General features: G+C 46.2%; 11 protein-coding genes and 2 pseudogenes. 8 read left to right on the top strand and 5 right to left on the bottom strand.

The annotated features are described in order from the left end of the window. Window positions 1-148 precede the first annotated feature (148 nt). From MKZ13_RS29425 to MKZ13_RS29415, 3 genes are all read right to left on the bottom strand, one after another. On the bottom strand, window positions 149-976 hold the full coding sequence (locus tag MKZ13_RS29425; protein ID WP_036612996.1) for a carbohydrate ABC transporter permease: 828 nt from the start codon (window positions 974-976) through the stop codon (window positions 149-151). Window positions 977-996: 20 nt separating this feature from the next. Continuing rightward, window positions 997-1,875, bottom strand: a complete 879-nt coding sequence (locus MKZ13_RS29420) for a sugar ABC transporter permease (RefSeq protein ID WP_215078816.1) — start codon at window positions 1,873-1,875, stop codon at window positions 997-999. Between the two features lie 116 nt (window positions 1,876-1,991). Beyond that, window positions 1,992-3,227, bottom strand: a complete 1,236-nt coding sequence (locus MKZ13_RS29415; protein WP_339185471.1) for an extracellular solute-binding protein — start codon at window positions 3,225-3,227, stop codon at window positions 1,992-1,994. 362 nt (window positions 3,228-3,589) lie between these two features. Here MKZ13_RS29415 and MKZ13_RS29410 point away from each other — a divergent pair, with 362 nt between their 5' ends. The 8 genes and pseudogenes from MKZ13_RS29410 to MKZ13_RS29375 all read left to right on the top strand — a co-directional run. Continuing rightward, on the top strand, window positions 3,590-4,357 hold the full coding sequence (locus MKZ13_RS29410; RefSeq protein WP_339180347.1) for a GTP cyclohydrolase II: 768 nt from the start codon (window positions 3,590-3,592) through the stop codon (window positions 4,355-4,357). 184 nt (window positions 4,358-4,541) lie between these two features. Continuing rightward, a complete protein-coding gene (locus tag MKZ13_RS29405; protein ID WP_339180346.1) occupies window positions 4,542-5,108 on the top strand; it encodes a glycerol-3-phosphate responsive antiterminator in 567 nt (188 codons plus the stop codon). A 29-nt stretch (window positions 5,109-5,137) separates the two neighbouring features. Next, window positions 5,138-6,625, top strand: coding sequence for a glycerol kinase GlpK (gene glpK, locus MKZ13_RS29400; RefSeq protein ID WP_339180343.1), 1,488 nt, complete (start codon window positions 5,138-5,140; stop codon window positions 6,623-6,625). A gap of 400 nt (window positions 6,626-7,025) precedes the next feature. After that, on the top strand, window positions 7,026-8,684 hold the full coding sequence (locus MKZ13_RS29395; protein WP_339180340.1) for an FAD-dependent oxidoreductase: 1,659 nt from the start codon (window positions 7,026-7,028) through the stop codon (window positions 8,682-8,684). A gap of 68 nt (window positions 8,685-8,752) precedes the next feature. Next, complete coding sequence (locus tag MKZ13_RS29390) at window positions 8,753-9,757, top strand: Gfo/Idh/MocA family oxidoreductase (RefSeq protein WP_221819730.1); 1,005 nt, start codon at window positions 8,753-8,755, stop codon at window positions 9,755-9,757. 459 nt (window positions 9,758-10,216) lie between these two features. Then, window positions 10,217-11,223 (top strand): annotated as a pseudogene (locus MKZ13_RS29385) (IS3 family transposase). A gap of 17 nt (window positions 11,224-11,240) precedes the next feature. After that, complete coding sequence (locus tag MKZ13_RS29380; protein WP_339180337.1) at window positions 11,241-11,375, top strand: IS3 family transposase; 135 nt, start codon at window positions 11,241-11,243, stop codon at window positions 11,373-11,375. Between the two features lie 70 nt (window positions 11,376-11,445). Further along, window positions 11,446-11,568 (top strand): annotated as a pseudogene (locus MKZ13_RS29375) (IS3 family transposase); the annotation flags it as partial. A 57-nt stretch (window positions 11,569-11,625) separates the two neighbouring features. Here the strand turns inward: MKZ13_RS29375 and MKZ13_RS29370 are convergent. Continuing rightward, on the bottom strand, window positions 11,626-11,877 hold the full coding sequence (locus MKZ13_RS29370) for a hypothetical protein (protein WP_339180334.1): 252 nt from the start codon (window positions 11,875-11,877) through the stop codon (window positions 11,626-11,628). 8 nt (window positions 11,878-11,885) lie between these two features. Beyond that, complete coding sequence (locus MKZ13_RS29365; RefSeq protein ID WP_339180332.1) at window positions 11,886-12,242, bottom strand: hypothetical protein; 357 nt, start codon at window positions 12,240-12,242, stop codon at window positions 11,886-11,888. Between the last annotated feature and the right edge of the window lie 1,023 nt (window positions 12,243-13,265).

The raw sequence follows: 13,265 nt of genomic DNA, 5'->3' as shown, positions 1-13,265 counted from the left end.
TTTGGTTATAACTGCGAACATTCCATTTCTTCAGGCCTTTTTGTCCCCTTCGTGCACGTGGCGCTATTCATCCAACTTATGTGGCATCTGTTATTTCAACTATAGATAAGAATATCAGACTTGAGGGATGGATCAAAATGCCACAATCTTAGTCCTTCACTGCTCCTGCCGCGATATCCGAGATAAACTGGCGGCTGATGAACAGGAACATGACGATAAGTGGAATGACGGCAAGCAATGTACCTGCGATAACCATGGCATAGTCTGTATTATACAGTCCGTTCAATTGAGACAACGCAATCTGCAACGTATACTTGCGTTCATCTGTCAGGACGATCAAAGGCCACAGGTAGTCATTCCATACCCCGATAAAGGTGAATGCGCCGAGGAAAGCAAAGGCAGGTCGCAAGATTGGCAGTGCCACGTTCCAATAGAGTCGGAAGAAATTACAGCCGTCGATGCGGCCTGCATCCAGCAGATCGTTCGGAATGGACTCCGTAGCATATTGGCGAATCCAGAAGATGCCGAAGGCGTTCACCATGCCCGGAATAATCAGGGCCTTGAAGGAACCGACCCAGCCGAACGTAGCCATCAGCACGAAGGAAGGCACCAGCGACAGCTGCGAAGGTACCATCATGGTGGCGAGTAGCAGGATGAAGAGCCACTTTTTGCCGGGAAATTCAAACTTCGCAAACGCAAACCCCGCCAGTGAGTCAAAAAACAGCACCAGGATCGTTACGAGGCCTGACACAAACAACGTATTCAGAAAAGCTCCCCAGAAATCAATCTGCTGCAACACCCGCGTGATGTTATTCCACAGTTCACCCCCGAACCAGAGCTGGGGCGGGAACTTATAGATATCGGACGTTGTCCGGGTGGACATTACAATCAGCCAATAGAACGGGAACATGGATATGAGCATGCCCCCGATAAGACCGGTATACAACACCAGCGATTTGAGGTGTTTGGTCGCCATGTGCGCTCCCCCTTATCACATCAGGATGATTTGCCTTGAACAAGCTTCCAGTTCACAATCGAGAACAGGGCGATAATGAGGAACATACCCCAGCCAACAGCAGCCCCATATCCGAAGTAATTGTTAATGAAGGATTCACGGTAGAGGTACAGTACAATCGTCATACCTGCTGCACCCGCGCCACCATCGTTACCTACCAATACTTGTGGCTCGGTGAACAGCTGCATACCGCCAATCGTTGATGTAATGACCGTAAACAGGATCACAGGACGCAACATCGGAATCGTAATTCGGAAAAAGGACTGTATCGCTGATGCGCCGTCAATTTTGGCAGCTTCGTATAATGTCTGCGGGATACTCTGTAATCCCGCCAGATAGATGACGGCGTTATATCCGGTCCAGCGCCAGACTACCATGGAGGAGATTGCGACTTTGATGCCCCATGGTGCATTTAGCCACTCCACAACCGGTAGCCCGACCGACTGCAACAGATAATTGAGAAAGCCATAATTGTTGGCAAATAAGGCACCGAAGATAATGGCTACAGCCACGATGGATGTGACATTTGGCAGGAAATAACCAACCCGAAACAGGGTACGGAACTTCACAAATGGTGCATGCAATAGAAAGGCAATAATCAATGCGAAGAAGAGCATCGGAATCGTCGAATAGATCCAGATCATGAACGTATTGCCCACGGCTTGCCAGAACTCGGCATCGGTCAGCATGTATTTGAAATTGTTGAGTCCGTTGTACGTCATGACACCGATGCCATCCCATTTATGAAAAGCCAGATAGAGTGAGAACCCGATCGGGAACAGGCCAAATACCGCAAACAGAATATAAAACGGCGATATCGCAACATAAAGTGCACGATGCTCCCACATCCTGGACCACAGTGACTTCTGCCGATCCAGATCAGGTCTTGCATTTCCGGGATCGGGAGTAAGACGAGGTTCAGTTACAGCCATATGAATTCCTCCTTTGCGGATAACGAAACCACACGTTCTTCAGGTTAACGCTGTAATTCCCGCTCGACGCGGTGCACCGTATCCGTCCAGACCTGCTGAGGATCGGCATTTTGCTTCGCGACATCATTTAGCCTTCGAGTAATAATGTTGTGTACGGAGGGGTATCTTTCTCCAAAAAAGGCATCCGGCACTTGCTGTGCCGATTCGGCAAATACCGGCCCCGTCGCCTGTCCGCCGAAGAAAGGTTCTTCTTCTTTCATGGCAGGGTCATCAAATACACCTGGGGCAGAAGGGAACAGGTTCAATGTCTGATATTGCTCGAGCTGATTCTCGGGACTTTGCAGCCAGCGAACCAGTTCAAAGGCTTCCTGAGGATGTTCACTCGACTTCAGGATGGACAGGAAGGATCCCCCGTTATTGCCATCTCCCCCTGGTGCCCGAGCGACCCGCCACTTCCCGGATGTATCGGGAGCGGCTTCCTGAAGAACTTGTTTCATCCAGACAGCACCTACGAACGAGGCGATTTCGCCATTATTCATTGCGGCGTTCCAGCCCGGAGTCCAGCCGTCTGCATTGGCAAGTAGTCCCTTCTCTTTGAAAGCTATGGAGGTATCCCAGCTTGTTCGTACCAGAGCAGAATCCATGCCGATGAATGAACCATCCGGACGGAAATAACGTTCAGCTCCTTGGGACAGCACTTGGTTGTAAACGCTTCCAATGTTATCGGTCAGATATACCTTGCCTCCGAATTTCTCCTTGAGCTGTTCTCCAGCAGCGGCATATGCATCCCAGCTGTTAATCTGGCGTGTAACGTCTTCGGGTTCAGATGGCAATCCGGCTTCCTTAAACAGATCTTCCCGGTAGAAGAGGGCAGTCGGTCCGGTATCCATCGGAAACCCGATCATCTGTCCACTTGGTGTAACGCCTTGCTTCCATTTCCACGGCAGATATTGGTCTTCAATATCTCCTGCACCGAGATCATACAGATTATAGAAACGGTCCTCACTGGGGAATAGCTCCATGATCCAGTCGTTCAATGCCACAATGTCTGGTTCACCTGAGCGTGCAGCGAGTGTTGTTTTGAGCTTTGCTTTGAAATCACCGCCGATTTTCTGAGCTGTCAGTTCAATATTGGGGAACTTTTCCTTAGCCCTGGCAATCAACTTATCATCGATGGAACGATTCCAGTACCATAGTGTAAGCGCTACCTTTTTGTTGTTCGCTGAATCGTCCTGTCCGGGCCAGATGGAGCATCCGCTTATGAGCAGGACGCAGACCATCAGTATGGCTGTCCAGCATGTTCTTTTCCGGCGGATCATGTGCATAACCCCCTCATTGTTAAGTTCGAGGCATGAAGTGCTTTGGACTACAACATTAGTGTATGAGCAGTTTATAAACTCATACCCAATATTCCCGAAATGAAACACATATTTGTGTCCGTTGCGTAACATAATTTTAGTAGTTACTTTAAAAATAAAAGTTACTTGACACTTTATAATTTTTATTCTAAACTAACTTACATAAAGTAACTAATGATGATGAGAATAATATAGATACGTACTATATAACATCCAAGTGATCCAATTTCACGCTGGATGCGAATCAATCAACATACAAGTTGGCCTAAACAGGAGGAACGACAATGATCAATGCACATATTATTCAACTACTTGCCCCCAAAATTCAGACTTTTCCGAGTGGAAAAGAGTTTATATACCTCGTGGGGCCGATTAAGCTCCCCGTAAACCTCGATGGAGAGACCAAGACATTCCAGTGGTACAGCTGGATGAAATCGGAAAAAGCGATGGAGAGCGGCGAGTTAATTGAATCTCTTGCTGAAGCTGAACTGGCAGAGCGTCAACAATCCAGTGTTCTGGTGTATGGTGACTTTGCCAACGCACAAGAAGCGCTGATCCGGATGCATAGCATCTGTCATACAGGCGACATCTTTGGCAGCAAACGCTGTGATTGCGGCTTCCAATTGGAGCAATCTATGAAGATGATTGCCGCTCACGGAGCAGGTGCCCTGTTCTACCTTGCCAACCATGAAGGACGTGGCATTGGTCTGTTCAGCAAAGCGATGGCGTACATTTTGCAAGAAGAAGGACTGGATACGGTAGATGCAAACTTGCAGCTCGGATTCACGGACGATGCCCGCAATTATGACGATGCGATTGCCGTATTACGTGCGCTTCGCTCTGCTCCGGTTACATTGATCACCAACAATCCACGGAAGCTGGCTGCCTTGCAGGAAGCGGGATTAAATGTGGGTGGACGTGTGCCACTATGGGGGGATCGTTCTGCTTTCAACGAGAAGTATCTGCAAACAAAAGTGAATCGTTCCGGTCACTTGTCAGAAAATGATGGTTGGGCTGGGGCAGAGACGCTGCTTCCGCATGCGCAGGCTTAATCATTATTAATAGACGTAGTTGATTAGTCGTTGTAGTACTCTTCGTTATGGAGAAGTACAGCAGCGGCTTTTTTGTATGGAGGATAGGATAGCGATCAGGGTTTCCTGATTCATGGAATGGCTTGCCGTTCCCACAGTGCGGATTATACAATATAGGCATCTGATGAATGCGGGAGGAACCAAGGTGCCATTTGAGGGACAACGTATATTGCCGGCTGCAAAGAGCATGAAGCAGTTTGAAGCGATGATTGAAGGCCCTTATACCTATGGGGTGATGCTGGAAACCCATATTGCACAGCTTCAGAGTGTAATGGACGAGGCGCGGCGATATGACAAAAAGATACTTTTGCATGCAGATCTGGTACAGGGATTGAAGAACGATGAGTATGCGGCAGAGTATCTGTGTCAGCATATTCGCCCGGCAGGACTGATCTCTACAAGGGCAAGTGTAATTCAAAAGGCGAAGCAGAAAGGCATTACAGCCATACAACGTATTTTTCTGCTCGATACCCATGCACTGGAGAAAAGTTATCTGCTGCTGGCTAAAACCCAACCGGATTATATTGAAGTACTACCTGGCGTCATTCCGCATATTATTGCGGAAGTATCTGTGCGTACAGGGATACCCATTATTGCAGGGGGATTGATCCGTTCACCGGAAGAGGTTGAACTTGCGCTTGGCGTCGGGGCTACGGCAGTGACCACATCCAACGCAGATCTGATCCGACACTTTGAGAAATCGCTTACATAAAAAAGAACCCACAACTGGAGGTTGTCTGTATGGAAAAATATATTTTGGCTCTGGACCAAGGAACGACGAGCTCCCGGGCCATTCTATTTAACCACGGCGGGGAGATTGTGCACATTGCTCAGCAGGAATTCCCCCAATATTTCCCCAAGCCGGGTTGGGTAGAGCAGAATGCCAACGAAATCTGGAGTTCCATTCTTGCCGTGATGGCTTCATGTCTGGCAGAGAGCGGAATTAAGCCTGTCCAGATTGCCGGAATTGGAATTACGAATCAACGTGAGACCGTTGTGGTATGGGACAAAGAAACAGGCAGACCCATCTATAATGCAGTGGTATGGCAATCCAGACAGACCGCAGATATCTGTGAAGAATTGAAGACGCAGGGTCTCGGGGATCTTTTTCGCCGCAAAACAGGATTATTGATCGATCCCTACTTCTCGGGGACAAAGGTGAAATGGATTCTGGATCATGTCCCTGGTGCCCGAGAGCGGGCAGAGAAGGGTGAACTGTTGTTTGGCACGATTGATAGCTGGCTGATCTGGAAACTAAGCGGGGGCACACATGTCACGGATATATCCAATGCCTCACGTACCCTGATCTATAACATCTATGATCTGCAATGGGATGACGAATTGTTGGATGTCCTCGACATTCCTAAGGCCATGCTGCCAGAAGTGCGAGGTTCATCCGAGGTGTATGCTCACACAACAGACTATCATTTCTTCGGTCATCGGATTCCGATTGCGGGGGCAGCAGGAGATCAACAGGCAGCGATGTTTGGTCAGGGCTGTTATACCAAGGGCAGTATGAAAAATACATATGGTACCGGTTGCTTCATGCTCATGAATACGGGAGAGAACCCGGTACAATCGGATCACGGACTGATTACGACCATTGCCTGGGGGATGAATGGCAAGGTGGAATATGCGCTTGAAGGCAGCATTTTTGTTGCAGGCTCAGCGGTTCAATGGCTGCGTGACGGATTAAGAATGCTACGCTCTTCAAAAGATAGTGAGGACTACGCCTCACGCGTGCCTTCGACAGATGGCGTGTATATGGTACCTGCATTTGTGGGACTGGGCAGTCCGTATTGGGATAGTGAGGTCAAGGGTGCAGTGTTTGGCCTGACCCGCGGCACGACGAAGGAACACTTTATCCGCGCTACACTGGAAGCATTGGCGTATCAGACCAAAGATGTACTGGAGGCTATGGAATCCGACTCGGGTATTCCTGTGCATGCTCTGCGTGTCGATGGCGGGGCGGCGGCTAATGATTTCCTGATGCAGTTCCAGAGTGATATTCTGGGCATTCCTGTCGAACGCCCAACGGTGAACGAAACGACTGCATTGGGTGCGGCTTATCTGGCAGGTTTGGCGGTTGGGTATTGGACGAACGCGGATGAATTGGCCGATCATGAGAATACGGAGCGTGTCTTCCATCCTGTTATGGCTGAGGAACAACGGACAGAACTGTATACAGGCTGGAAGCGTGCAGTGAATGCAGCAATGGCTTTTAAATAAAAGGAATGAAATGAATATCTCTTGGTGTGGGTATTTGTACTTTTTAACTAAACATATGTTATAAATGATATTTACTGGTGGAAAATGATGCATGATTTACAGGGTTATTCTTCCTGGAGAGAGCAAAATATATACCCACTATAAGGAAAAAAACAAGGTTAGTGGATTCATTTGAAATTCCATCCTTTGGCAGAACAACTTTTTGAATTTTTTTTGAATAATGTGTCATTTCAGGACTTCACGCCGTCAAAAATCTGTGATAGGATAAAGGCACAAGTTAAAAAATGATGTCTGGAGATCGGGAGGGACCACGTGCCGCTCAGCAATTGCTGAGCGAATGACGTGGTCCTTTTTTTGTTTTTTTACGGAAAGATTAAGGAAATCAGTGGGAGGTTCAAGAATGACAGAAACGTTCTCGTCAGCACACCGGACCGAATATTTGCAAAGCATGGCGAATGCACATTTTGACGTATTAATTATTGGCGGCGGGATTACAGGCGCAGGGATTGCATTGGACGCGGCTTCCCGTGGATTGAAGACGGCGCTTGTCGAAATGCAGGATTTTGCAGCAGGTACATCCAGTCGTTCGACCAAACTTGTCCATGGCGGATTGCGTTATTTGAAGCAATATGAAGTGAAGATGGTTGCTGAGGTAGGACGGGAGCGGGCTGTCGTTTATGAGAATGGGCCACATGTGACAACACCGGAACCGATGTTGTTACCGATCTATACGGCAGGTACGTTCGGCCGCTTCAGCACATCCATTGGATTGATGGTGTATGACCGGCTCGCCGGGGTGAAGCGCAGTGAACGGCGCCAAATGTTGAATGCTGGAGCGGTGTCGGATAGTGAACCTTTGCTGCGCAAACAGGGGTTGTTGGGTGGTGGACTCTATGTGGAGTACCGGACTGATGATGCCAGGCTCACCATTGAAGTTATGAAAGAAGCTGTCAAACGTGGGGCACAGGCAGTGAACTACGTCAAGGCGAAAGGTTTCCTGAAGGAGAATGGCAAGATTACAGGTATTGAAGCTACGGATCAGATCGATGGGCAGATGTATACGCTAAAAGCAAGTAAGGTGATCAACGCTTCCGGTCCATGGGTGGACGGTCTGCGGGAATTGGACGGTTCGCGCCAGGGGAAAACACTGCAGATGACCAAAGGCATTCATTTGGTCTTTGATGGTGAACGATTCCCATTAAGACAGGCCGTCTATTTTGATACACCAGATGGTCGAATGGTGTTTGCTGTCCCACGTGATGGCAAAACCTATGTAGGCACAACCGACACCGTATATCAGGACGATCCTGCACACCCGCTAATCTCCGACTCGGACCGCGATTATGTGATTGATGCAGTTAATGGCATGTTTCCAGATGTACACATTGGTACCGAGGACGTGGAATCTGGATGGGCGGGTGTACGACCACTAATTCATGAGGAAGGCAAGAATCCTTCCGAAATTTCACGTAAGGACGAAGTCTGGGTATCCGATTCCAACCTGATTACGATTGCCGGGGGCAAATTAACCGGATACCGTAAAATGGCCGAGATGGTTGTTGATCTGGTCGCACGCCAGATGGAGCAGGAGAGTGGGCATTCCATAGGCCCTTGTGTAACGAAGAAGATGCCCATCTCCGGCGGTGATGTAGGGGGATCGGCTGGATTTGTATCGTATGCGGAGCGCAAGATCAAGGATGGTGTTGCCCTGGGGCTTGCTCGACCTGCTGCGGAGCGGCTGGTCCGTACGTATGGTTCCAACGTGGAAGCATTATATGAGCGAATGCCCGATCCACGAACCAAGTCAGAACTTCATGGCATGCCACAGGAGCTATTGCTTATGCTACATTACGCGATTGATGAAGAGATGGCTGTAACCCCATCTGACTTTTTGGTACGAAGAACAGGTGATTTATTCTTCCGTATTGATGAAGTTCGTCGCTATAAAGCAGCAGTTATCTCGTATATGGCTGGTCGTCTGGACTGGTCTGAAGAGCAAGCGATTAAACATACACAGGATCTGGATCAGCTGTTGCTGGAAGCATCCGGCAAAATCTGAGGCAGGATTTCAAGGCCGAGAGTCGAATGGAACATGTAAGCGTGTAACATAGAGAGGGGATTACATCCATGACATTACAGATCGGAATCATTGGAACAGGCTGGTTCAGTAAGGTACACGCGGATATTCTCGCACGGATGGAAGGTGTTCGTGTTGCGAGTGTCTGTGGAACATCGCTCGAAAAGGCAGAGGCTATGGCCTCCGTATATGATGCTGTTGGTTACGGGGAACTTGAACATATGCTGGATGGTGAGAAGCTGGATGCGGTGTATATCTGTGTGCCTCCGATGTCTCACGGATTGATTGAGTCCGAATTAATCCGCCGCGGTATTCCATTCCTGGTGGAGAAACCTTTGAGCACTGGAATGGATGTTCCGCGTCAGGTATTGGATCAGGTACAGAAGAGCGGTTTGTTAACCTCTGTAGGTTACCATTTCCGTTATCAGGAGGCTGCGCAGGTCCTGCAGCAAGCGATGAAAGAACAGACGGTTGGCATGGCACTTGGCCGCTGGATGGGCGGAATGCCCGGAGTTTCCTGGTGGCGGCGTCAGGAAGGTTCAGGAGGACAATTCGTAGAGCAGACTACACATATTGTAGATTTGCTTCGGTATTGTGCAGGAGAAGTTACGGAGGTATATGCTGTAGCAGCTCAGCGAAGCATGCATGAGAAGCATGAGCATGTCACCGTTGCCGATGTGGCAAATGTGACGCTCAAGCTGGAAAGTGGAGCAATTGCAAGTATCGCCAATACATGTCTGTTGCCAGATGGAGAGGGCGGTGCTGGGCTCCAGTTCTACACGGATGCAGGTGTGTGGGATTGGACGCCGGAACGTTTGCTTCTGCCAAGTGCGGCAAAACATGCGATGGCAGGTCTGGAGATTCCGGCAGGACATAACCCATACGAGCGTGAGAATGAAGCGTTCATTCACGCCCTGCGTACGGGAGACCGTTCACGAATTCTGTCCGATTATGCGGATGCCTGCCGTACACAGGAGATTACGACGGCGGCGCTGGCATCAGCAGATTCCGGTCTGCCTGTACAGCTTCAGCCTTCAAAACATCTCTCTCATTAAAAGGTTGAAGGTAATATAAATACGCCTGAATCAGGGAATGATCCGCAGATCAGCCTAACATTCATCAATTTGAGATAAGAACCCAACTGGATTAGCGTAGTGAGATGTACTCAAGTAACGGACAGCACGTTTATTTCAGCTGTCCGTTACTTTTATCCGTTGAGATACTACGGTTCCTTAAGTAAATCGTTAACTATTGATGTTTAATTCTCTTATTAACCATTCGAAATTTATACTATATATCAATAGTTGTGTCCATATAATTGTGTAAAAAGAGTTTCCAGAAAATGAAGGGAGCCATGCGGAATACCCTCGGTTAGAATGTTGTTGCGAGAGAAATTACTCACCGGGATATTCAGAAGAAAGTCAAACGTATGGTATTATCCCCTTTTAGTAGACAAGAGAAAAAAGACATCTGTTAAGATGGACTTAATCTTGTCAAACGAAGGGGATTTTTTCATGGCTAAAAAAGGACAAACTTTCCGGCGGTACTCCTTAGAATTGAAATTGGAGGCGGCCCGGCTGGTCAACGGGGAACACATGAGTATACGTGAAGTCGCGAAATGTTTGGGCATTCAAAATAAATCTCAGGTACAAGTATGGGCAGCAAAAACGAAACAGGGAATGAGTTTAAACCTGTTACATCCAAACGGGGACGCCTTAGGACAAAGTTTTCCAGTACCGAAGAAGAGTGTCATACTTGCGGGCGGAGATTGAATACTTAAAAAAGCAGTATCCAAATCTACACAAGGAGTGACGAGTAAAGCTGCTCGATTTCAGATCATAGAGGATTTACGAGTACGCCACGGCCTTTCTTGGCTCTTAAAGTTAGCTGCGGTGTCTCGCTCGGGCTATTACAAGTGGAGAAAAAGCATACCAGCGGCAAAAGAACGTAGACACAAACAACATGAATTGGAGTCGCATATGCTTGCGATCCATCGCGCACATCCCTATTATGGTTATCTTCGAATGACGGTAGCATTACGAAAAGAAGGCCTTAGAGTCAACCACAAAAAGGTATATCGATTAATGAAACAAGTAGGAATCTCTTCTGTCATTCGAAAGAAGCGTCGATTCTTTGGAAAACAAGCTTCTGTGGTGAATCCGAATCGACTTCAGCGCCAGTTCCAGACGGATACGCCATGTACTAAACTGGTCACAGACATCACCTATATTCGTGCTGGAGAACACTTTGTGTACCTGTTTGTCATTCAGGATTTATACAATAATGAGATCGTAGCTTGGCATCTATCTGTACGAAATGACTGGCTTTGGTTCATGAAACGCTGGATAGACTCCGTCAGCACGCGGATCTGAGTGGCGTAATCCTGCACTCGGATCAAGGATTTCAATATACCTCGAAGCCTTTTAACCGTAAACTGAAACAGCTCGGCATGCTAGGCAGTTACTCTAGGCGTGGAAATTGCCTAGACAATGCCTGTATCGAGTCTTTTTCTCTCGCTTAAAGACGGAGAAAATATACTTGAATAAAGCGGCAAATAAAGCAGAGGTTGAACAACAAGTGAGCGAATACATATTGTTTTACAACCAAAACCGATTTCAGAAAAAACTAAACGACCGTTCTCCGGTAGAACACCGGGAAACGACCGCAGCTTAAATTTTGTCTTTTTTGTACTGTCTACTTGACAGAGTTATGACCAGAAGTTTCGCTGAGGAACTTCCACGACTTAGATGAGGTTAAACGAGAAATTAAAGTATACATGACCTACTATAATCACTACAGATACCAGTGGAACTCAAAAAGGATGATCCCTGTAGAATATAGAGATCACCTTCTTCAAGCCATGTAGGTCTTTTTTAGAAATGTCCTTTTCATAGGGTACAGTTTAAAATTGGTCAGCCATTTTCTATTTTCCAATAGGTTTAACTTTAATTTGATCAGCAACCAATTCATTCCTTAAACTATCGAATTTATATGTGATATTGAAATCACAAACATATGTCGGAGATTCGCCAACAGATCCCGAAAGGCCCAATTTTATTTTTTGATTCTCCAAAGAATAAATCACTACATCACCGAAGGCGAGCTCATCTTGCTTGTAATCTGGCGATGGATCAGTACTATAATTAAATTTAGATTTTTTTCCTTGCACATTCATTGTAATTGCTAATGTCCTATCATCTTTTTAGCAACATGCGATTCAATCTGATCATTGACAATATCCTCATACTTTTGGACTTTAATTTCGGATAAGTCCTCGGCATTAACGACATGAATATCAAAACTATCTAAACCTGTCCCTTTTCCAGTTTGGATAATAACTACAGCTTCTTCTTTACCGTCACCTGTAAGATCAGTATAGAATATCTGCGGGTCATTTCCGGTATCACTAGGGAGATCCAAAGCAAAGTCCTTTTCATTACCGTTAATATCTAGTGGAATCCCATCGGTCATCGAATAAAATTTCACCTTTTCATCTTCGGAAGACCCAAGCAATTTCTCATCTGTATCTTGTACTGACATTGTTGTTGCTTGTTAACTGGGTGACGCACCCGTACCTTGTGTAACCGTTTCAGGCTTATCTGATCCACAGCCTGAAAGCAAAATGACACTCAACAACAGCACTATACTAGCTCTTTTTCCAACAAAACTTTCCCCTTTCATCTACTACCTAGCAGAAATTATATCAGAGCAAATGAACTGATAAATTACACAAAAATAACATTATTTACAAATGAAGTTAATGTTTCGTCATAATCACAAACAATAATATACCCAACAAAAATATCATAAGAATTATATACTCTTTAAAAGTATGCTTGAAAAAATCGTCGATCTTAGCAATGCTCTATGCTTTATTTGGCTTGAAAATTACTCTGTGTATACCGATACATAGAAGAAGGAGATTTCTTGAAACCATTAACAAGATAATTATAGCCTTTTTGTTAATGTGTTTAGCTTTAGGAATACATACCGCTAGTGCAGATGCAGCCTTTAAAGATGTATCATCGACCCACTGGGCAAATAATGCTGTTCAATCTGCAGTGTCTAAAGTTTATTTTAAAGGGCCATGTGACGGAATTCCAAACCCAATGCACCTGTTACTAAAGAAGCATTCGCTGTCTTGCTCTCTCGTGTATCCTCAATGAATCCATGGAAGGCATAAGCTTTTCATCTAGTGTACTTGGACGCTGGAGCGAAGAAGGGGTGACGACGCCTTTGCAAAAGGTTTTGTTTCTAATATAGATATGAAATCAAAAAGTTAACTAAATTATTTAAAAAAGTGATTTCAATTGAATTGCAATCACTTTTTAAATGCTTAAAATCCACCAAAAATGCATAATTCCGGGATGCAATTTTATGATGGCCTAAACATGTGATGACAGTCGCTGCGACTCTTCTAACTGTTCATATTAATTTAATACTTTGTATCTTCGAAAACACGACTGAATCGACCTTTATCCTAACAAATAAAAGAACCAATCAGTATGTGTGAATGAACTATTAGTACATAAGTCCATCCAGCATAAATCTTCCGCAGCATTA

Source organism: Paenibacillus sp. FSL R5-0701 (genome assembly GCF_037973995.1).
Classification (GTDB): Bacteria; Bacillota; Bacilli; order Paenibacillales; family Paenibacillaceae; genus Paenibacillus.
Note: the sequence above shows the minus strand (reverse complement) of the source record. Positions and strands in the feature narration are given on the sequence as shown.